Origin of the sequence: Actinomadura sp. NBRC 104412, assembly GCF_030269515.1 — a bacterium.
GTDB lineage: Bacteria > Actinomycetota > Actinomycetes > Streptosporangiales > Streptosporangiaceae > Spirillospora.
Genome location: NZ_BSTM01000005.1, coordinates 1 through 20781, shown reverse-complemented (window position 1 = coordinate 20781; position 20781 = coordinate 1). Strand labels below are relative to the sequence as shown.

Genomic DNA, 20781 nt, shown 5'->3' with positions numbered 1-20781 from the left:
CGTCTCCATGACGGAGCAGCAGCGCAACACCCCCTACGACCTTCCCGACGTATCCGGCCTGACCATCGGGATCCTGGGCGGCACCGGCGACCAGGGCAAGGGCCTGGCCCGGCGGTTCGCCCTGGCCGGCCATCAGGTGATCATCGGCTCCCGCAAGGCTGAGCGCGCCCAGCAGGCGGCCGACGACCTGGACGAGGGACTGCCCGTCCGCGGCGCCGAGAACCCGAGGGCCGCGAGCGAGGCGGACGTGGTCATCGTGGCGGTGCCGTGGGAGGGGCACAAGGCGCTGCTGGAGTCGCTGCGCTCCGAGCTGGCGGGCAAGGTCGTGGTCGACTGCGTGAACCCGCTGGGCTTCGACAAGCGCGGCGCGTTCCCGCTTCCGGTCGAGGAGGGCAGCGCCGCCGAGCAGGCCGCCGCCGTGCTGTCCGAGAGCCGGGTGGTCGCCGCCTTCCACCACGTCTCGGCCGTGCTCCTGCTCGACCGCGAGGTCGGCGAGATGGACCTGGACGTCCTCGTGCTCGGCGACGACCGGGAGGCCACCGACACGGTGCAGGCGCTGGCCGCCCGGATCCCCGGCATGCGCGGCGTGTACGGCGGGCGGCTGCGCAACGCGCACCAGATCGAGGCGTTCACCGCCAACCTGATCTCGATGAACCGGCGCTACAAGGCCCACGCCGGCATCCGCATCACCGACGTGTAGCCCAGCCGACCACGCGATGCCCCGTTGGGGGGGACGGCGACGGGCGCCCTCCCCCCAACGGGGACCCGAACGAGCTCGGGCCTAGTGGTAGGTGTGCTCGGGAGCGGGGAACACGCCGCCGACGACCTCGTCGGCATAGGTGCGGGCGGCGTCGCCGAGGATCGTGGCGAGGTCGGCGTACTTCTTGACGAACTTGGCGGTGCGCGGGGTCAGCCCTGCCATGTCCTGCCAGACCAGGACCTGGGCGTCGGTGTGGTCACCGGCGCCGATTCCGATGGTGGGGATGGACAGCGAGGCCGTGACCTTGGCGGCCAGCTCCTCGGGGACGCATTCCAGAACGAGCGAGAAGGCTCCGGCGGCCTCCAGCGCCTTGGCGTCGGCCATGAGCTCGTCGCCGGCCTGCCCGCGGCCCTGCACCCGGTAGCCGCCGAGGACGTTCACCGACTGCGGGGTGAGGCCGAGATGCGCCATGACCGGGATCCCGGCGGCGACCATCGCCTCGACCTGGGGGAGGACCTGCCGCCCGCCCTCCAGCTTGATCGCCTGCGCGCCGGTCTCCTTGAGGAAGCGGGTCGCGGTCGCCAGGGCGTCGGCGACGCCGGTCTGGTAGGAGCCGAACGGCAGGTCGGCGACCACCATGGCGCGCTTGGAGCCGCGCACCACCGCGGCGGTCAGCGGGATGAGGTCGTCGACGGTCACGGGGATGGTCGAGTCGTACCCGTACACCACCATGGCGGCGGAGTCGCCGACCAGCAGGACGGGGATGCCGGCCTCGTCGAAGACGCGGGCGGTGAGGGCGTCGTACGCGGTGAGCATCGGCCACTTCTCGTGCCGCTCCTTGGCGGCGGCGATGTCGCGTACGGTGACCCGCCGTTCGCCCTTGCCGCCGTAGAGGGTGGTCGGCTGAGCGGGGTGCTGGGTGGGGGCCTGCTGCGGGTGGGCAGCCGAAGAAGACACGGTGTACCTCCAGCGGTCTCGAGGCGCCACGGTGGCGTACCCGGACAGGAACGATGATCCCACTGACGGAACGTTTCGGGTACCCCCCACGTTCCGGGCGAAGTATCGAAACGATACTGTTGCGTATCGCCCCGCCGCCGTCCCCACGTCCCCTCCGGGAGAGCCCTTGCGATCCGAAGCCATTCATCGAAGACGCTGGTACATCCTGGGCGTGCTGACCTTCAGCCTGCTCGTCGTCGTGCTCGACAACACCATCCTGAACGTCGCCCTGAAGACCATCGCCGACCCCCACGTGGGCCTGGGCGCGACGCAGAGCCAGCTCGAATGGGCGATCAACGCCTACACGCTGGTGTTCGCCGGGCTGCTGTTCACCTTCGGCGTCGTCGGCGACCGGCTCGGCCGGCGCCGGGTGCTGATCGCCGGCATGACGGTGTTCGCGCTGGCCTCGCTGCTGTCCTCGTACGCGCAGAGCCCCGGGCAGCTGATCTGGGCCCGCGCCCTGATGGGGCTGGGCGGCGCGGCGATCATGCCGCAGACGCTGTCGATCATCACCAACGTGTTCGAGCCGCGCGAGCGGGGCCGCGCCATCGGCGTCTGGAGCGGCGCGGTCGGGCTGGCCGTCGCCATCGGCCCGGTCACCGGCGGCCTGCTGCTGGACCACTTCTGGTGGGGCTCGGTGTTCCTCATCAACGTCCCGGTGATCGTCGTCGGCGCGATGCTCATGGTGTTCCTGGTGCCCGAGTCCCGTAACCCGCGGCCCGGACGGCTCGACCCGCTGGGCGTGCTGCTGTCGATCGTCGGCCTGATCTCCCTGTCGTACGGCATCATCCGGGGCGGCGAACACGGCGACTGGCTCGCCGTCGGCGTGCTCGGCCCGATCGCCACGGGCCTGGCGGTGCTGGCCGCGTTCGCCTGGCACGAGGCGCGCACCGACCATCCCGCGTTCGACGTGCGGCTGTTCCGCGATCCGCGGCTGTCGGCCGGGGTCAGCTCGATCGCGCTGTGCTTCTTCGCCGCGTCCGGCGTGTTCTTCTTCGCCGGGTTCTACATGCAGTCGGTGCGCGGGCTGAGCCCCCTGCAAGCCGGTGCCATGCTGCTGCCGTTCGCCGCCGCCCAGCTCATCTTCTCTCCGCTGACCGCCACGACCGTACGCAGGTTCGGCGCCCGCGCCGTCTGCGCGGGCGGGCTGCTGCTGGTCGCGATGGCGCTGGGCGCCTACCCGCTCCTCCGCATCGGGACGGACACCCCGCTGTGGGTGCTGTGCGTGATGTTCTTCCTCCAGGGCGCAGGACTGGCCAACGTCGTGTCCCCCGCCACCGAGGCGGTCATGTCGGCGCTGCCCAGGGAGAAGGCCGGCGCGGGCTCCGCCCTCAACAACACCGCGCGGCAGGTGGCGGTCGCCATGGGCGTCGCGGTGCTCGGCTCCCTGCTGGCGTCCATCTACCGGGACCGGCTGGCCCAGCCGCTGGCCGCGCTGCCGTCCGGCGCCCGCGCCACCGCCGGCGAGTCGATCGAGGGCGCGCACGCGGTCGCCGAACGGATGGGCGCCGCGGGCCGGAGCCTGCTCGGATCCGCCGACCTCGCGTTCGTCGAGGCCATGCGGGTCGCCGCTGGCACCGGCGCCGTCGTCGCCCTCCTGGGCGCCCTCCTCGTCCTGCGCGCGATGCCCGGCCGCCGACCCCGCGAGAACGCCGCGGAGGGACCCGTCGAACGGGTGCCCGAGCCGGAGAAGGAACGGCGATGAGCGGGACGGTCGGCGGACGCGCCCCCGGCCGTCCCCGCAGCGAACGGGCGGAGAAGGCGATCATCGAGGCCACCCTGGACCTGCTGGCCGAGGAGTCCGGGGTGGCCGGGGTCACGATCGAGGCCGTGGCCGCCCGCGCCGGGGTCGGCAAGACCACCATCTACCGGCGCTGGCCCAACAAGGAGGCACTGATCGTCGGGGCGCTCGCCACGATCAAGTCGCCGCCGCGCGACCCGTCGGGGCCGGCCGTCCGCGACGACCTGCTGGCCATCGCCCGCGACATCGCCGCCGAACGCGAGCACCCGCACGCCCGCTGCTTCTGGAACGTGGTCGGCGGCGCCGAGAAGCACCCCGAGCTGTACGCCCGCTACCGGCGCGACGTGATCCAGCCGCGCCGCGAGATGCTGCGCCGGGTGCTGCGCCGCGGCGTCGAACGCGGCGAACTGCGCGCCGACCTGGACCTCGACGTCGTCATCGCGATGCTCGTCGGCGTGCTGGTGCACCGTTCCCCCCGGGAACGGCTGCCCGAGGGACTCCCCGAGGCGGTCATCGACACGGTGCTCCGCGGCATCGCCGCCGGGCCCGGGGGCTAGAATCGCCGCTCGTCCTTCCGCGGAACACCGGCTATTTCCGCGCGGGAGGCGTGATCTTCTCCCCGGATCACGGCTCATGCCCCATACTGGCGCTGGGGAGTGATAGGTGACCGGCTGTCGGGAGCGCGTCTGGTGAGATCCGTCATGGCGCCGCGAAGTGACGCGGCCAGCGCCGATTCCGCGTCCCGCACCCTGGTCCTCGGCATCGACGGCACGCGCCGCATCGTGCAGTGCGGTCCCAACGCCCGCGCCGTCCTGGGCTACGAGCCCGCCGACCTGATCGGCCGCTCCGCGGGCGAACTGGCGGGCGAGGAGGCCAAGGCCGAGCTGGAGACCCTGCTCGAAGCCCTGGCGGCGGGCCAGGAACGGCGCGCCGTCCTGGCCGTCCGCCGCGCCGGCGGCGAGGGCATCGCCGACGCCGACGGGAGCACCACCGACGCGGTCGTCACCGCCCAGCCGATGGTCGGGGGCGACGAGGGCTCCGCCCCCATCGGCCTGCTGTACGTGCGGGTGGCGCTGCCGCCCAGCGAGCGCTACCAGGACCCGGCCCTGATGCGGCGGGCCCTGCTGGACGACCCGCTCACCCGGTTCGGCGCGTCCCTCGACCTCGACCAGTCCGCCAAGGGCCTGGTCGACGTGATCGTCCCGCACTTCTGCACCACCGCCTCGGTGCTGGTGCTGGAAAGCCTGTTCGCCGCCGACGAGGTGCACAGCGAGTCGGGCGCCGCGGTGCTGCGCCGCGTCGCGGTCACCTCCGACGACCGCAACCCCATGTGGACGGCCACGTTCCCGGTCGGCGAGGTGCTCGTCTACCCCGAGGGCACCCCGTACCGGAAGGTGCTGGAGACGGCCCGTCCCGTCCACCTGCCGCAGGTGACCGCCGAGCTGGCCGCCGACATCGGCAGGCGGTGGCGCCGCGCCCCCGCGGCCCAGCTCATCACCGACGTGTCGATGGTGCTGCTGCCGCTGATCGCCCGCGACACCCTGCTCGGCTTCATCGCCTGCACCCGCGTGCCGGGGTTCCGCAGGTTCGACGCCTACGACGTCGAGATCGGCATGGAGTTCGCCGCGCGGGCCGCGATCGTCATCGACAACGCCCGCCTGTTCAGCCGGGAACGTGCCACCGCGCTGGCGCTGCAGCGCAGCCTCCTGCCGCACCGGCTGTCGGCGCCGTCCTCGGTCGAGGTCCGGCACCGCTACCTGCCCGGCAGCCAGCTCGTCGAGGTCGGCGGCGACTGGTACGAGTCGATCGCGCTGCCCGGCGCCCGCGTCGCCCTCATCGTCGGGGACGTCGCCGGGCACGGCGTCCGCGCCGCCGTCACGATGGGACGGCTCCGCACCGCGCTCCACACCCTCGCCAACCTCGAACTGCCCCCCGCCGACGCGCTGCACATCATGCACGAGCTGATGATCGAGCTCGGCGAGCAGGAACCGCACTTCGCCACCTGCGTCTACGGCATCTACGACGCGACCTCCGGATCCCTCGAAGTGGCCTCGGCGGGCCACCTCCCGCCGCTGCTGGTCGCCCCGGACGGCTCCAACGAATACCTGGAGGTCCCGCCCGCCCCGCCGCTGGGCGTGTCCGGCTCCGCCACCATCGAAAGCCGCGAATTCCAGGTCGAGGACGGCAGCGTCTTCGTCATCTACACCGACGGCCTCGTGGAGAACCGCGGCCGCGACATCGACGACGGCCTGGCCAGGCTGCGCGGCGTCTTCGGCCCCGACACCGTCGGCCGTCCCATGGAGGACCTCGCCAAGGCCACCCTCGCCGGCGTCTATGGCGACCACCACCGCGACGACATCGCGGTCCTGCTGGCCCGGCTACGCCGCCTCCCCGACGACCGCTGGGCCTCCTGGAGCCTCCCGTCCGACCCCGCCGCCGTACGCCGCGCCCGCGGCCTCGTCCGCACCCAGCTAGGGGAATGGGACCTCGACGAGCTGACCTACACCACCGAGCTCCTGGCCTCCGAGCTCATCACCAACGCCTACCGGTACGCCCCCGGCGGCCCCATCGAGCTACGGCTCCTCCTCGAACGCACCCTCGTCTGCGAAGTCCTCGACCGCTCCGCCGCCCTCCCCAGACTCCGCCGCGCCGCCGACGACGACGAAAGCGGCCGCGGCCTCCTGGTCGTCAGCCAACTCGCCCACCGCTGGGGCACCCGCCGCACCGCCGCCGGCAAGGTCGTATGGTGCGAACAAACCATCCCCGGCATAGACCCAGACCCCCCAGAACCCCAAGCCATCTGGCCAGGCCAAAACCACCATCGAGTGTAATCGTGTGGGGGGGCTGTGACATATGTGGGGGGCGACCCCCCACACCCCCCGATGCGGGGCCAGCGACCCCCGCCGCTCGCCTTGACGGCTCGCGGCGGCGGCCACTGACCCCGGTCAGGGGCTCCGCCCCCGACACCCCCGGCAGGGGGCTCCGCCCCCTGCACCCCCTTGGGGCTTCGCCCCTTGCCCCCAACCACCTCAGCCCCGAACGGTCGCTCAAGTGCTGCGATCGCAACCAGCACCAGGGACAAGCGAAGCAAAACCCTGATCGCGCAGCGAGCCCCCAGGACGAGTCGAAGCGATCCAGCGATCGCCGCAACCGCAACAAGCGACGAGCCGCCAAGGCGAGGAGCGCAGCTCGCACATGCAATAAACCCCTCTCGCACTCACCTCAGCCCGTCACCCCGGCCCCGAACGGCGCCCAAGCGTTGCGATCGCGTCCGAAGGCAGGGGCGAGCGCCAGCGAGACCCTGATCGCGTAGCGAGCCCCTGGGCGAGTCGGAGCGATGCAGCGATCGCACGCAGGTGCGACAAGCGACGAGCCGTCAAGGCGAGGAGCGCAGCTCGCACCTGCCATAGGAAAGAGCACGTTCAGCGCCCGACGCGGCAGGCACCGCCGATTAACACAGCGCAGTTCGTGCTTGCGATGAACACAGTTCCAACTACCTCAGCCCGTTACCCAAGCCCCGGACGGCGGCCGGGCGTTGCGATCGCGTCCGAAGGCAGATTCGAGCGGAGCGAGAATCTGATCGCGTAGCGAGCCTCTAGGCGAGTCGGAGCGATGCAGCGATCGCACGCAGGTGCGACAAGCGACGAGCCGTCAAGGCGAGGAGCGCAGCTCGCACCTGCCATAAGCAACAGCTTGCGTCTGCAAATCAGCGCTCCTCTCGCCAGCGGTTGGTGATGGGGAGGCGGCGGTCTCGGCCGAAGTTTTTTGGGGTGATTTTGGGGCCGGGTGGGTATTGGCGGCGCTTGTATTCGGCCAGGTCGACCAGGCGGATGACGCGTTCGACGAGTGCGGGTTCGTGGCCTGCGGCGATCAGGGCGTCGCGGCCCATGTCGCGTTCGACGTAGTCGACGAGGAGGGGGTCGAGGACCTCGTAGGGCGGGAGGGTGTCGCGGTCCTTCTGGTCGGGGCGTAGTTCGGCGGACGGTTCCTTGACGATGATGGCCTCGGGGATGGGTTCCTGGGTGTACGGGTGCAGGAAGGGGACGTCCTTGCCGACCTGTTCGTTGCGCCAGCGGGCGAGGGTCCAGACCATCGTCTTGGTGAGGTCCTTGATGGGGGCGAAGCCGCCCGCGGAGTCGCCGTAGAGGGTGGAGTAGCCGGTGGCGAGCTCGCTCTTGTTGCCGCCGGTGAGGACGAGGTGGCCGTGTTCGTTGGAGAGGGCCATCCAGATGTTGGCGCGGATGCGGGCCTGGAGGTTCTCCTCGGCGAGGCCGTGCAGGTCGAGTTCGGCCTCGAACGCGTCCACCATGCCGCGGATGGGGACGACGCTGGAGTGCAGGCCCTGCCGTTTGACGAGTTCCTCGGCGTCGGTGATGGAGCCCTCGGTGGAGTAGCGGCTGGGCAGCAGTACGACGTTCACCAGGTCGGGGCCGATGGCGTCGGCGGCGATGGTGGCGACGAGGGCGGAGTCGATGCCGCCGGACAGGCCGAGGATGACCGAGCGGAAGCCGTTCTTGCGGACGTAGTCGCGGGTGCCGAGGACCAGCGCCCCGTACACCTCGGCGGGGTCGTCCAGGGGCGGTGTGGGGACGAGGGGACTCGGCTCGTAGGCGGGGAGGGGGTCTTCGGAGACCGTGCGGTGGTCGATGCTGATCGTGGTGCCGTCCAGCGCGTTGACCGGTCCGGTGACGGGTTCGTGCGGGGCGGCGGGCAGGTCCAGGTCGGCCACCAGCAGATGCTCGCGGAACTGGGGCGCGCGGGTCAGCAGCCGCCCGTCGGCGCCGACGATGATCGAGTCGCCGTCGAAGACCAGCTCGTCCTGACCGCCGACCAGGTTGACGTAGGCGAGGGCGCAGCCGGCCTCGCGGGCGCGTTCGGCGCACAGCCGCAGGCGGACGTCGTCCTTGTTGCGCTCGTACGGGGAGGCGTTGATGGCCAGCAGCAGCCCGGCGTCGGCGGTGGAGGTGACGCTGACGGGGCCGCCCTCCTGCCACAGGTCCTCGCAGATGACGGTCGCGACGTCCACGCCGCGCACGCGGACGACGGGCAGGGTGTCGCCGCGGACGAAGATGCGGTACTCGTCGAAGACGCCGTAGTTGGGCAGGTGGTGCTTGGCGGAGCGGACCAGGACCTCGCCCTGGTAGAGCCAGGCGGCGGCGTCGAGGGGGGAGCCGGCGGGCAGCCCGGGGCGCGCCATGCTGGCGTGGCGGCGGTCCAGGTAGCCGGTGACGACGGGGATGTCGCCCAGGCCCTGGTCGGCGAGGGTGCGGGCGACGCGTTCGAGGGCGTTCTGGGACGCCTCGACGAACGAGGAACGCAGCGCCAGGTCCTCGACGGGGTAGCCGGTCAGCATCATCTCGGGGAAGGCGACCAGGGACGCGCCGGCCCGTTCCGCGCGCCGGGTCCAGTCGACGATCAGGCCGGCGTTGCCCTTCAGGTCGCCGACCGTCGGGTTCACCTGAGCGAGAGCGATCCTGAGTTGTGCCACGGTCACCAGCCTAGAACATCGCCCTCAAAGTATCGTCATTATGACGAGAAGTGGGGTTCGTGTCACACGGCCGAATGCCCGGACCAGCGCAGCGAGGCCAGACCGTCCAGGCGGGAGCTGTCGCCCCCGCTCGGGGTGCCGCCCTCCGCGCTGTAGCGGCCGGACTCGGCGAGCCAGTCGATGTGCGCGCGGGGCGCGTCCAAGAGCACCCGCAGGACCTGGTGGGCGGCGTCGAGCTCGCCTTCGGTCAGGCCCAGCCGGGCGATGGTGCGTACCAGCGCACGGGACGCGAACCGCACCTGGTCGGCCCGGATGGCGATCCGGTCGGCGACCATCGCGGCGGACTCGGCCGGGTCCAGCCCGTACGCGGAGGCCAGCACGCTGACATGGTTGTGCGGGTCCCCGGCCGCCGACTCGCGGGGGTAGGACGCGATGTCGTTCGACCAGGTGATCAGGTCCGTGATGTCCTCCCGCATCGCCTGCCAGGCGGGCAGCGCCAGCAGCCGGTGGGGAAGCTCGACGCCCAGGACCGGCTCGACCAGGTCGAACAGGAAGGGGGCGGCGGCGCGGCGGCGCAGCTCCGGATACGCCTCCGGGTCGGGCATGTGCCGGGTGCGGCGGTGGACGGCCTGTTGTGAGCAGCCCTCACGGTGCTCCTCCAGATGGGACAGGAACCGGCGGCGCCAGTCGCGGGTCATCCTCCCCGACGTGGCCCGCCACAGCTCGACCAGCGCGCTTTCCAGCGGTCGCGCCCCCGAGCCCGCCTGCCCGCGCCTGACCGCGCGCAGCAGGTCGTCGTACACCGCGTGGACGGAGGTGGCGCTGCCCGACGCCTCGCCGAGGGCGTCGTCCAGGGCGAACGTCCAGGTCAGCCAGCGCGCGAACAGCTCCACCGAGGCCGCGTCCGCGGCGGGGAACAGCCGGGCGGCCAGCCGTTCGCAGCGCGCGCGGCCCAGCGGCGAGGTGTCCGGATCGCCCAGCACCAGGCCGCGGCCCCGCGCCCAGGCGTCCACCCGCTCGCCCAGGCGCCAGGCGTCCGGGCGCATGGCGGACGGAGCGGCGAGGGCGGGTGCCCGTTCGCCGAGCGAGAGCAACAACGAAGCGTCCACGACGACTTCACGCTAGTGAGCCCTCGCCGCCGTGCCCGCGATCGCCACGTCAAGTTTCGGGAATGGGACGCTTGAGCCCGAACGTTCCCCCGCGGGACGCGACCGCGGTGCCATGCCGCGATCATCACTGGAGGACAACGTGCACCTACCCGCCATCCGCCGGCTCCGATCTCCCGGACGTGTCGCCGCCGTGGCCGCGACGCTCGTCCTGGCGCTGGCGTCCGCCGCGGCCTGCGGCGGTGACGAGGGCGCCACCGTTCAGGGCGCCAAGCTGATCAAGAAGGGTGCGCTGACGTCGTGCACCCACCTGCCCTACCCCCCGTTCCAGGAGGAGAAGGGCGGCAAGGTCGTCGGGTTCGACGTGGACATGGTCGATCTGGTGGCCAGGAAGCTGGGCGTCACCCAGAAGGTCATCGACACCCCGTTCGAGACCATGAAGACCGGGTCGGCGCTCAACGCCGGCAAGTGCGACATCGTCATGGGCGGCATGACGATCAAGCCGGACCGGGTGAGATTCATGGACGTCTCCCAGCCCTACTTCGACGCCACGCAGGCGCTGCTGGCCAAGAAGGATCTGGGGATCAGCTCGCTGGACGACGTCAAGAGCCGCAAGCTGCGCCTCGGCTCCCAGGCGTCCACCACGGGCGAGGATTTCGTCAAGGGCAAGGGCCTGGACCCGCGCTCGTTCGACAACTCCCTGGCCGAGCTGGACGCGCTGCGCACCGACCAGGTGGACGTGATCGTCCAGGACTATCCGGTCGTGCAGAACTGGCTGAAGAACCCGGCGGACAAGGCGAGGTTCACGATCGCGGCCAACCTCAACACCGGCGAGCAGTACGGGTTCTGGTTCCGCAAGGGGCACAACCCCAAGCTCGTGGAGCTCACCAACCAGGTGATCGCCGAGTCCAAGGCCAACGGGACCTACCAGCGCATCTACGAGAAGTGGATCGGCCCGATGCCGAAGGGCGGGGCGAGCCCGGCGCCGGGTAGCACGCCGTGACGACGGGCGAGGTGGCGGCGCCGCACAGGGGGCTGTCCCCGCGGCGCCGCCGTCGGCTTTTCCTCGGCGTGCAGTACGGGCTGTTCGTCGCGATCGTGCTCGCGGTCGTCCTGCTGGCCGACTGGCCGCAGCTACGCGCCAACTTCGCTAGTTGGGACGTGGCCGAACAGCTGTTCCCCGACATCCTGACCGTCGGGTTGCGCAACACCGCCCTCTACACCGGCCTGGGCTTCGTGTTCGGGCTGGCGGCCGGGCTGGTGCTGGCGCTGATGAGGCTGTCGCCGGCGGCCCCGTACCGCTGGTTCGCGGCCGCCTACATCGAGGTGTTCCGCGGCCTGCCCCTGCTGCTGATCTTCATCTTCGTCAGCGTCGGGGTGCCGCTGGCCTTCCCGGGCAGCAACGTCCCCGGCGGCGTCGCCGGGCAGGCGGGGCTGGCGCTGGGACTGGCCGCCGCCGCGTACATGGCCGAGACGATCAGGGCGGGCATCGAGGCGGTGCCGCGCGGACAGTTGGAGGCGGCCCGCTCCCTCGGCATGTCCTACGGCCGGGCGATGCGCTCGATCATCATCCCGCAGGCGTTCCGCATCATCATCCCGCCGCTCACCAACCAGCTCGTGCTGCTGTGCAAGGACTCCTCGCTGGTGCTCTTCCTCGGCGTCACGCTGGAGCAGCGGGAGCTGACCAAGTTCGGGCGCGACCTGGCGGGACAGCAGGGCAACACCACGCCGATCATCGTGGCGGGGATCTGCTACCTGCTGCTCACCGTCCCGCTGAGCCTGCTGGCCCGGCGGCTGGAGGCCCGGCGGCGCAGGGAGGGACGATGAGCGGCGCGGCGATCGAGATCACGGACCTGCACAAGTCGTTCGGCGCCAACGAGGTGCTGCGCGGCATCGACCTGGACGTCCGCGCGGGCGAGGTGGTCTGCGTGATCGGCCCGTCCGGCTCGGGCAAGTCCACGCTGCTGCGCTGCGTGAACCTGCTGGAGGAGCCCTCCTCGGGGACGGTACGGGTGGCCGGCGTGGAGGTCACCGACCCGGAGGTCGACATCGACGCGGTGCGCCGCCGGATCGGCATGGTGTTCCAGTCCTTCAACCTGTTCCCGCACCTGACCGCGCTCGGCAACGTCACGATCGCGCAGCGCAAGGTGCTGCGGCGCGGCAAGGCCGAGGCGGAGCGGACCGCGCGGGAGGTGCTGGAGCGGGTCGGGCTGTCCGACAAGCTGGCGTCCTACCCGGCCCGGCTTTCGGGCGGCCAGCAGCAGCGGGTCGCGATCGCCCGCTCGCTGGCCATGGGTCCGGAGGTCATGCTGTTCGACGAGCCCACCTCCGCCCTCGACCCGGAACTGGTCGGGGACGTCCTGGGCGTGATGCGGGAACTGGCCGAGGACGGGATGACCATGCTCGTGGTCACCCACGAGATGAGCTTCGCCCGCGAGGTCGCCGACCGGGTGGTGTTCATGGACGACGGCGTCGTCGTCGAGGAGGGCCCGCCGAGCCAGGTCATCGACGCCCCCCGCCATGACCGGACCCGCGCGTTCCTCTCCCGCGTCCTCGACCCGGCGGCGGCCCGGGTCCCGGGCAAGGGTAGCCTCGGCACGAGCACATGAGCGCAGGTGTCGCGTCCGGACCGCAGCGCGGCTCGCGCACGCGGACGAGAGCTGTAACGTTGCGGTAACAGCGGAAAGGCATACTGCGAAGAGCACCGTCAAGGGAGATGGCCTTGGACCGACAGCAGGAGTTCGTGCTCCGCACGCTGGAAGAGCGCGACATCCGCTTCATCCGGCTGTGGTTCACCGACGTGCTCGGCTTCCTGAAGTCCGTGGCCGTGGCCCCCGCCGAGCTGGAGGGGGCCTTCGCCGAGGGCATCGGCTTCGACGGCTCGGCGATCGAGGGGTTCGCCCGGGTCTACGAGGCCGACATGATCGCCAAGCCGGACCCGTCCACCTTCCAGGTGCTGCCCTGGCGCAGCGAGGCCCCCGGCGTCGCCCGCATGTTCTGCGACATCCTGATGCCGGACGGCACGCCCAGCTTCGCCGATCCCCGCTACGTCCTCAAGCGTGCGCTGGCCCGCGCCAGCGACCTCGGGTTCTCCTTCTACACGCACCCCGAGGTGGAGTTCTTCCTGCTCAAGAACAAGCCGGAGGACGGACGCGAGCCCGAGCCCGTGGACGCGGGCGGCTACTTCGACCACACCCCGCACAGCGCCGCCCACGACTTCCGCCGCAACGCGATCATGATGTTGGAGTCGATGGGCATCTCGGTGGAGTTCAGCCACCACGAGGGAGCCCCCGGCCAGCAGGAGATCGACCTGCGCTACGCCGACGCGCTCACCACCGCCGACAACATCATGACCTTCCGCCTGGTCATGAAGGAGGTCGCGCTGGAGCAGGGCGTGTACGCCTCGTTCATGCCCAAGCCGTTCACCGACCACCCGGGCTCGGGCATGCACACCCACATGTCGCTGTTCGAGGGCGACCGCAACGCCTTCTACGAGCCGGGCGCCGAGTTCCAGCTCTCCAAGGTCGGCCGCGCGTTCATCGCCGGCATCTTGCGGCACTCCGCCGAGCTGACGGCGGTGTGCAACCAGTTCGTGAACTCCTACAAGCGCCTGTGGGGCGGCGTCGGCTCCACCGCGGGCGCGGGCGGCGAGGCCCCCTCCTACATCTGCTGGGGCCACAACAACCGCTCCGCGCTGGTCCGCGTCCCCATGTACAAGCCGCACAAGGGACACGCGACCCGCATCGAGTTCCGCTCCCTGGACACGGCGGCCAACCCCTACCTGGCGTTCGCCGCCATCCTCGGCGCCGGCCTGAAGGGCATCGAAGAGGGCTACGAGCTGCCGCCAGGCGCCGAGGACGACGTGTGGGCGCTGACCGCTGCCGAACGCCGCGCCCTGGGCATCCAGCCGCTCCCGCAAAGCCTGGACGAGGCCATCCACGCCATGGAACGCAGCGAACTGATGGCCGACGTGCTGGGCGAGCACGTGTTCGACTTCTTCCTCCGCAACAAGCGCTCGGAGTGGGAGGAGTACCGCCGCCAGGTCACCGAGTTCGAGCGCAAGCGTCTAATAGCCGTCCTGTAGAACACCCATCCCGAACCCGGCAAAGCCAAGTGCCAAAGCCCCAAGAGGGGGCAAGGGCCAAAGCCCCAACGGGGGCGAGGGGCGAAGCCCCAAGAGGGGGCAAGGGGCGAAGCCCCAAAGGGGGTGCAGGGGGCGGAGCCCCCTGCCGGGGTCGTAGGGGCGGAGCCCCTACCCGGGGTCAGTGGCCGCCGCCGCGAGCCGTCAAGGCGAGCGGCGGTGGTCGCTGGCCCCGCACCGGGGGGCGTGGGGGGTCGCCCCCCCACAATGAAAAGACTGTAGGTTGAGCCCGTGAGTGGGGCTTGGACTCCTGAGCGTCGCCCTTCGGGGTTGACGGGTCGGCTGGCGAGGCTGGGTTTCACCGATGCGGGGCGTGCTGAGCGCGTCTTGGCGGAGGCGGGTCGGCAGCCGGGCGGTGGACCGTCCGATGAGGTGTTGGATGCGCTGGGCGGGACGGCGGATCCGGATCTGGCGTTGGCGGGCCTGGTGCGGCTGCTGGAGGCGGCGGAGCGGGCCGGTGAGGGGGAGGCGCTGAGGGCGGCGCTGGCGAGGGACACTCCGGGCCGGGAGCGGCTGCTGGCGGTGCTGGGGGTCAGTGACGCGCTGGGTGGTCACCTGGCACGCCATCCTGATCATTGGCGGGCGCTGGACGATGATGGACCGATCCAGAAGCCGCCGGTTCCGGCCGAGGCGGTCGCCGTCCGTGACGGGTCTTCTCCCGAGGTGCCGCCTCAGGCGGGAGAGGTGGAACCGCCGCGTCCGCCTGTCGAGGCGTTGCGCGCCGCGTTGCTGACGGCGGTGGGCGCGGATCCGGCGGTGGACGAGCCGGTGGCGCGGGATGCCACCCCTGACACTCTGGTCGCGTTGCGCGCCGAGTACCGGCGGCATCTTCTGGCGTTGGCGGGCCGGGATCTGACCGGCGTGGCGACGGTGGGGGATGTGGCGGCGGAGCTGGCGGATCTGGCCGCGGCGGCGTTGGAGGCGGGGCTGGCGATCGCCCGCGCCGAGGTTCCCGGGCATGACATCTGCCGGCTCGCGGTGATCGGCATGGGGAAGTGCGGCGGGCGGGAGCTGAACTACGTCTCCGACGTCGATGTGATCTTCGTGGCGGAGGCCAGGGACGGCCGGGACGAGGACGAGGCTCTGCGCACGGCCACCCGTCTGGCCGCCGCCATGATGCGCGCGTGTTCGTCCAGTACGGTCGAGGGCTCGCTGTGGGAGGTGGACGCGGCCCTGCGTCCGGAAGGCAAGGCGGGCCCGCTGGTGCGCACCTTGGCGAGCCACCGCGCCTACTACGAGCGGTGGGCCAAGACCTGGGAGTTCCAGGCCCTCCTCAAGGCGCGCCCCGTGGCAGGCGATCGCGATCTGGGGAAGCGCTACCTCGACACCATCACGCCCTTGCTGTGGAAGGCGGCGGCCGGGGAGGGTTTCGTCGAGGACGTCCAGGACATGCGGCGTCGTGTCGAGGCGGACCTCAACCAGCGCACGGCCGAGGCGGAGCGCCAGCTCAAGCTGGGTCCCGGGGGGCTACGGGACGTGGAGTTCTCCGTCCAGTTACTGCAACTGGTGCATGGGCGGAGCGATGACGCCTTGCGTAGTCCCACCACGCTAGAGGCGCTGTCGACGCTTTCCGAGCGGGGCTATGTGGGACGTGACGACGCCGCGGCGCTCGCCTCCGCGTACCGGTTCCTGCGCCGCGTCGAGCACCTCGTCCAGCTCTACCGGCTGCGGCGCACGCACCTGGTGCCGAACGACTCCGCGGATCTGCGCCGCCTGGGGCGTGCCTTGGGGCTGCGCACGGAGCCGATCAGCGAGTTCACGGCGCTGTGGAGGCGGCACGCCCGGGAGGTCCGCCGCATCCACGAGAAGCTGTTCTACCGTCCGCTGCTGCGCGCGGTGGCCAGGCTGCCGGGGGAGGAGGCCAGGCTCACCCCTGAGGCCGCCAGGACGCGGCTGGTGGCCTTGGGCTACGGGGATCCCGCCGGGGCGCTGCGCCATATCGAGGCGCTGACGTCGGGGGTGTCGCGGCGGGCCGCCATCCAGCGGACGCTGCTCCCTGTGATGCTCGGCTGGTTCGCGGACGCCCCGGACCCGGACGCGGGCCTGCTGGGTTTCCGGAAGGTCAGTGACGCGCTCGGCACCACGCCCTGGTACCTGCGCCTGCTCCGGGACGACGTCACCGTGGCGGAACGCATGGCCCGGGTGCTGGGCTCCAGCCAGTACGCCACCGATCTGCTGCTGCGCGCTCCCGAGGCGGTGACCATGCTCGGGAACGCCGCCGAGCTGGAGCCCCGCTCGTACGACGCGCTGCGCACCGAGGCGCTGGCCGCCGTCCGGCGTCACGCGCCGGGACCCGGGGGCGAGGGGACGGCGATGCCCGCCGAGGACGCGGTGGCGGTGGTGCGCGGGCTGCGCCGCCGGGAGCTGTTCCGGGTGGCGGTCGCGGACCTGCTCGGCCTGGCGGACGTGCGGACGGTCGGCGAGGCGCTCACCGACATCGCGACCGTCACCGTCGAGGCGGCGCTGCGGGCCGCCATCAGCAAGATCGAGTCGGAGCGCGAGGGGCCGCTGCCGACCCGGATGGCGGTGGTGGCGATGGGCCGGTTCGGGGGGCACGAGCTGGGCTACGGCAGCGACGCCGACGTGATGTTCGTGCACGACCCGCTGCCCGGCGTGGACGAGCCGGAAGCGGGACGCGCGGCGCACGCGGTGGCCGAGGAGCTGCGGAGGCTGCTCGCGCTGCCCGCACCCGACCCGCCGCTGGAGATCGACCCGAACCTGCGTCCCGAGGGACGCCAAGGGCCGCTGGTGCGCACGCTGGCCTCCTATGCCGCGTACTATGCCCGCTGGTCGGCGCCCTGGGAAAGCCAGGCCCTGCTGCGCGCCGACCCGATCGTCGGCGACCCGGACCTGTGCGAGCGGTTCCGTGCCGTGATCGACCCGGTCCGGTGGCCGGAGGACGGCATCGACGACGAGGCGGTCCGGCAGATCCGGCGGCTGAAGGCGCGGATGGAGTCCGAGCGGCTGCCGCGCGGGGTCGATCGGAGGCTGCACACCAAGCTCGGGCCGGGCGGGCTCTCGGACGTGGAGTGGGTCGCCCAGTTGCTTCAGCTACGGCACGCCCATGACGTCCCGTCGCTGCGCACGACCCGTACCCTGGCGGCGCTGGAGGCGGCCGCGGCGGCGCGGCTCCTGGACGAGCGCGACGCCACCGTGCTGTCGGAGGCGTGGCAGCTCGCGACCCGCATCCGGGGCACGATGATGCTGGTGCGCGGACGGGCCTCCGACCTGCTTCCCACCGACCACCACAAGGAGCGCAGCGCCGTCACCCGCGTCCTGGGCTATCCCGGCACGGGCGACCTGCTGGAGGACTACCGGCGGCACGCGCGCAGGGCGCGTGCCGTGGTCGACCGCGTCTTCTACGGGGTCACGTGACCGTGCTGCGGGCCGTGGACGGCTCGGAGCCGGACCCGGAGACGCCCCCGAGGGTCTCCGGGCCCTGGACGGCGTTCCGGACGCCCCGGGCGTTCCCAGCGCTCTCCGGCGCCGGGAACGGCTGGACCGGGAGGAGCCATCCTTGCGCGGCGGCGCGCATCCCCAGCAGGACGGGGAGCATCACCCGGTGCAGGGCGATGTGGCCCAGCCGCAGCGACATTCCCTTCAGCTCGGCCGGCCAGCGGTGGTACGCCAGCCAGGACAGCCCCAGCGAGGCGCCGATCAGCGCGAACCCGGCCACGGCGTCCACCACGTAGTGGTTGGCGGTGCCCAGGATGACCAGCACGGTGGTGAGCGGGTACAGCACGCCGACCACCTTGGCCCAGCGCGGCGTGGCCAGCCTGAGCAGCACGATCCCGCACCACAGCGCCCATCCGGCGTGCATCGAGGGCATCGCCGCGTACTGGTTGGTGAACGTGGCCGAGGCGTCGCTGGCGTACAGGCCCATCGACTGTAGCGCGGTGACCGGGTCGACGAAGCCCTCGGCTCTCATGAACCGGGGCGGGGCCAGCGGGTACAGCCAGAACCCGACCAGCGCGAAGCCCGTGGCCACCATGATGCCGGTACGCAGCCAGCGGTAGTCGTGCGGGCGGCTGCGGTACAGCCACACCACCACGATCAGCGTGACCGCGAAGTGGGCGGTCGCGTAGAAGACGTTGGCGGCGCGCGCCAGCCAGGGGAGGCTCAGGAGCGTCTGGTTGAGGCCCAGCTCGATGTCGATGCCGAGGTGCCGCTCCCAGGCGAGGATCTGGTCGGCGTGCGCGAAGGCCGCGCCCGTGCCGTCCTGAACCAGGAGCACCCGCGTCAACGTATAGGCCGAGTAGAACAGGACGATCAGGAGGAGTTCCCGCCACACCGGGGGAGCGGTCAGCGCCCGCGGCAGGGGCAGGCGTGTGCCGGCCCGCCGCGGTGTGCCGCGGCGGCCGTCGTCGGTGCGGCTTGTGTGAGCCGGCGGGGCGGTGTGCGCCATGCTGGTAACTTTGCCGCGATGTGATCAGTTTGAGATCGCCGATATGAACGGTCTTCGTCTCAGACTTGAGTAGTACGACCCTCAGACTCCATCCGGACTTTCGGGTGAGCAAAGTCAGGGTCGGCGCGCAGTACAGAGGTCAGGACACGTTCAGGGTCGTCCCAGGGGACTATGGCCCGTGGACCGCACAACGTACGGCTACTGGAGTACCTGGTTCACCTGCATCGGCTCCTTGAGGGCGTTGCCGACCGTGCAGTAGCGCTCGTGCACCCGTTTGGCCACCGCCTCGAACACCTCGCGCGCCTTGTCGTCCCCCTCGGGGATCTCCACGTCATAGGAGATCGTGATGTCGCCCAGCACGCTGGTCGCCACCTTGTCCGCCCGGATCTTCGCGGCCAGCCGCACCAGCCGGTGCCCCCGCTTGGCGGTCAGCGGCTCCACCGACACCAGCTCGCACCCGCCCAACGCCGCCAGCAGCAACTCCACGGGGGAGAACACCCCGTCCTGGTCGGACGACCCGATCGCCACGCGCGCCCCACGCTCGTTGGTGGCCTCGAACCCGTCCCCGACCCGTTCCACCCTGACCTCGGGCATCACAACCCCCTCGACTTCGTCGCTCTGACGCCCACAGAACACTGCCCACACGCCGGTTCTTCCCAACCGCGCATGGCCCGAGCACGACGAGGGCCCCTCGGAAACCGAGGGGCCCTCAGTGCTGCCGCGATCAGACGTCGTAGTACAGCTCGAACTCGTGGGGGTGGGGACGGAGACGGACCTCGTCGATCTCGAACTCGCGCTTCATCGAGATGTAGGTCTCGATCAGGTCGGGGGTGAACACGCCGCCTTCGAGCAGGTAGTCGTGGTCGGCCTCCAGGGCGTCGAGGACGCCCTCCAGCGAGCCGGGGACCTGCGGGATCGCGCGAGCCTCCTCCGGGGGCAGCTCGTAGAGGTCCTTGTCGACCGGCTCGGCGGGCTCGATCTTGTTCTTGATGCCGTCGAGGCCGGCCATCAGCATCGCCGAGAAGGCCAGGTACGGGTTGCAGGACGGGTCGGGCACCCGGAACTCGATCCGCTTCGCCTTCGGGTTGGAGCCGGTGATCGGCACCCGGATGCAGGCGGACCGGTTGCGCTGCGAGTACACCAGGTTGACCGGGGCCTCGAAGCCCGGGACCAGCCGGTGGTAGGAGTTCAGGGTCGGGTTGGTGAACGCCAGCAGCGACGGGGCGTGCTTGAGCAGGCCGCCGATGTAGTAGCGCGCGGTGTCCGACAGTCCGGCGTAGCCGACCTCGTCGTAGAACAGCGGCGAGCCGTCCTTCCAGAGGGACTGGTGGGTGTGCATGCCGGAGCCGTTGTCACCGAAGATCGGCTTGGGCATGAACGTCACCGTCTTGCCGGCGGCCCGCGCCACGTTCTTGACGATGTACTTGTACAGCAGCAGGTTGTCGGCCGTCTTCAGCAGGGTGTCGAAGCGGAAGTCGATCTCCGCCTGGCCCGCGGTGCCCACCTCGTGGTGCTGCATCTCGACCGTGATGCCGGACGCGATCAGCTGCGCGACCATCTCCGAGCGCAGGTCGGTGTAGTGGTCCATCGGCGGGACCGGGAAGTAGCCGCCCTTGTACGGGGGCTTGGCGCCCAGGTTGCCGCCGGACTCCTCACGGCCGGTGTTCCACGCGCCCTCGACCGAGTCGAGGTAGTAGTAGCCCGCCTGCTGCTTGGTCTCGAAGCGGACGTCGTCGAAGATGTAGAACTCGGCCTCGGGGCCGAAGTAGGCCGTGTCGGCGATCGCGGTGCCGCGCAGGTAGTCCTGGGCCTTCTTCGCGACGTTGCGCGGGTCGCGGCTGTAGGGCTCACCGGTCAGCGGGTCGTGCACGAAGAAGTTGAGGATCAGCGTCTTGTGCTGGCGGAAGGGGTCGAGCACCGCCGTGCTCGGGTCCGGGAGCAGGAGCATGTCCGATTCGTGGATCTCCTGGAATCCGCGGACCGAGGACCCGTCGAACATCAGCCCCTCGGTGAAGACGCTCTCGCCGAAGCTCTCCACCGGGAAGGTGAAGTGCTGCATCTTCCCCGGCAGGTCCACGGCCGCGTCCAGGCGGGTGGTGTATGAGAAGGCCACCTCGCGATCTATTGATTAGTTAAGCACTGATTGCCTCAATTGTCACATCAGCATCATTGGTGTCGCTTTCGTGGCCGACTTTCTGGCAGGC

The 20781-nt window shown here is 71.1% G+C and carries 15 protein-coding genes; 9 read left to right on the top strand and 6 right to left on the bottom strand.

Annotation, left to right across the window (positions count from 1 at the left end):
- Positions 1-7: 7 nt before the first annotated feature.
- Positions 8-700, top strand: coding sequence for an NADPH-dependent F420 reductase (gene npdG, locus QSK21_RS08095; RefSeq protein WP_285694729.1), 693 nt, complete (start codon positions 8-10; stop codon positions 698-700).
- 81 nt (positions 701-781) lie between these two features.
- Here the strand turns inward: npdG and panB are convergent, their stop codons facing one another.
- Positions 782-1657 (bottom strand): 3-methyl-2-oxobutanoate hydroxymethyltransferase, encoded by an 876-nt coding sequence (gene panB, locus QSK21_RS08090; protein WP_285694727.1) that lies wholly within the window; start codon positions 1655-1657, stop codon positions 782-784.
- A 211-nt stretch (positions 1658-1868) separates the two neighbouring features.
- On the opposite strand from panB, the gene QSK21_RS08085 reads away from it, so the two are divergent.
- The 3 genes from QSK21_RS08085 to QSK21_RS08075 all read left to right on the top strand — a co-directional run bounded on the left by QSK21_RS08085 (position 1869) and on the right by QSK21_RS08075 (position 6268).
- Positions 1869-3401: an MFS transporter gene (locus QSK21_RS08085; RefSeq protein ID WP_285694725.1), complete on the top strand. Its 1533-nt coding sequence runs from the start codon at positions 1869-1871 to the stop codon at positions 3399-3401.
- On the top strand, positions 3398-3994 hold the full coding sequence (locus QSK21_RS08080) for a TetR/AcrR family transcriptional regulator (protein ID WP_285694723.1): 597 nt from the start codon (positions 3398-3400) through the stop codon (positions 3992-3994). Before QSK21_RS08085 ends, QSK21_RS08080 begins: the two co-directional genes overlap by 4 nt.
- Positions 3995-4138: 144 nt before the next feature.
- Positions 4139-6268 carry a SpoIIE family protein phosphatase gene (locus tag QSK21_RS08075; RefSeq protein ID WP_285694722.1) on the top strand — a complete coding sequence of 710 codons (2130 nt, stop codon included), beginning with the start codon at positions 4139-4141 and terminating at the stop codon, positions 6266-6268.
- Between the two features lie 875 nt (positions 6269-7143).
- On the opposite strand, the gene QSK21_RS08070 is transcribed toward QSK21_RS08075, so the two are convergent.
- Positions 7144-8925 carry an NAD+ synthase gene (locus QSK21_RS08070; RefSeq protein ID WP_285694721.1) on the bottom strand — a complete coding sequence of 594 codons (1782 nt, stop codon included), beginning with the start codon at positions 8923-8925 and terminating at the stop codon, positions 7144-7146.
- A gap of 62 nt (positions 8926-8987) precedes the next feature.
- Positions 8988-10034, bottom strand: a complete 1047-nt coding sequence (locus QSK21_RS08065) for a terpene synthase family protein (RefSeq protein WP_285694720.1) — start codon at positions 10032-10034, stop codon at positions 8988-8990.
- A gap of 112 nt (positions 10035-10146) precedes the next feature.
- Between QSK21_RS08065 and QSK21_RS08060 the strand changes: the two genes are divergently transcribed.
- The 5 genes from QSK21_RS08060 to QSK21_RS08040 all read left to right on the top strand — a co-directional run bounded on the left by QSK21_RS08060 (position 10147) and on the right by QSK21_RS08040 (position 17547).
- Positions 10147-11034 carry a transporter substrate-binding domain-containing protein gene (locus QSK21_RS08060; RefSeq protein WP_285694719.1) on the top strand — a complete coding sequence of 296 codons (888 nt, stop codon included), beginning with the start codon at positions 10147-10149 and terminating at the stop codon, positions 11032-11034.
- A complete protein-coding gene (locus QSK21_RS08055) occupies positions 11031-11858 on the top strand; it encodes an amino acid ABC transporter permease (RefSeq protein ID WP_285694717.1) in 828 nt (275 codons plus the stop codon). Before QSK21_RS08060 ends, QSK21_RS08055 begins: the two co-directional genes overlap by 4 nt.
- On the top strand, positions 11855-12640 hold the full coding sequence (locus QSK21_RS08050; RefSeq protein ID WP_285694716.1) for an amino acid ABC transporter ATP-binding protein: 786 nt from the start codon (positions 11855-11857) through the stop codon (positions 12638-12640). Before QSK21_RS08055 ends, QSK21_RS08050 begins: the two co-directional genes overlap by 4 nt.
- Positions 12641-12753: 113 nt before the next feature.
- Positions 12754-14115 carry a gamma-glutamylpolyamine synthetase GlnA2 gene (glnA2, locus tag QSK21_RS08045; protein ID WP_285694715.1) on the top strand — a complete coding sequence of 454 codons (1362 nt, stop codon included), beginning with the start codon at positions 12754-12756 and terminating at the stop codon, positions 14113-14115.
- A gap of 288 nt (positions 14116-14403) precedes the next feature.
- The gene (locus tag QSK21_RS08040; RefSeq protein ID WP_285694714.1) at positions 14404-17547 is read left to right on the top strand and encodes a bifunctional [glutamine synthetase] adenylyltransferase/[glutamine synthetase]-adenylyl-L-tyrosine phosphorylase; all 3144 of its coding nucleotides are present in this window, start codon (positions 14404-14406) and stop codon (positions 17545-17547) included.
- Here QSK21_RS08040 and QSK21_RS08035 read toward each other — a convergent pair.
- From QSK21_RS08035 to glnA, 3 genes are all read right to left on the bottom strand, one after another.
- On the bottom strand, positions 17540-18577 hold the full coding sequence (locus QSK21_RS08035) for a phosphatase PAP2 family protein (RefSeq protein WP_285694713.1): 1038 nt from the start codon (positions 18575-18577) through the stop codon (positions 17540-17542). The two genes, QSK21_RS08040 and QSK21_RS08035, sit on opposite strands and share 8 nt — an antisense overlap.
- A gap of 198 nt (positions 18578-18775) precedes the next feature.
- Positions 18776-19171 (bottom strand): OsmC family protein, encoded by a 396-nt coding sequence (locus tag QSK21_RS08030; protein ID WP_285694712.1) that lies wholly within the window; start codon positions 19169-19171, stop codon positions 18776-18778.
- Positions 19172-19301: 130 nt separating this feature from the next.
- A complete protein-coding gene (glnA, locus tag QSK21_RS08025; protein WP_502871530.1) occupies positions 19302-20666 on the bottom strand; it encodes a type I glutamate--ammonia ligase in 1365 nt (454 codons plus the stop codon).
- Positions 20667-20781 lie beyond the last annotated feature (115 nt).

Coding starts and splice junctions, on each gene's coding strand:
- npdG (WP_285694729.1), top strand. CDS start 8: ATGACGGAGCAGCAGCGCAACACCCCCTACGACCTTCCCGACGTATCC.
- QSK21_RS08030 (WP_285694712.1), bottom strand. CDS start 19,171: ATGCCCGAGGTCAGGGTGGAACGGGTCGGGGACGGGTTCGAGGCCACC.
- QSK21_RS08050 (WP_285694716.1), top strand. CDS start 11,855: ATGAGCGGCGCGGCGATCGAGATCACGGACCTGCACAAGTCGTTCGGC.
- QSK21_RS08075 (WP_285694722.1), top strand. CDS start 4,139: ATGGCGCCGCGAAGTGACGCGGCCAGCGCCGATTCCGCGTCCCGCACC.
- QSK21_RS08035 (WP_285694713.1), bottom strand. CDS start 18,577: ATGGCGCACACCGCCCCGCCGGCTCACACAAGCCGCACCGACGACGGC.
- QSK21_RS08080 (WP_285694723.1), top strand. CDS start 3,398: ATGAGCGGGACGGTCGGCGGACGCGCCCCCGGCCGTCCCCGCAGCGAA.
- QSK21_RS08060 (WP_285694719.1), top strand. CDS start 10,147: ATGCCGCGATCATCACTGGAGGACAACGTGCACCTACCCGCCATCCGC.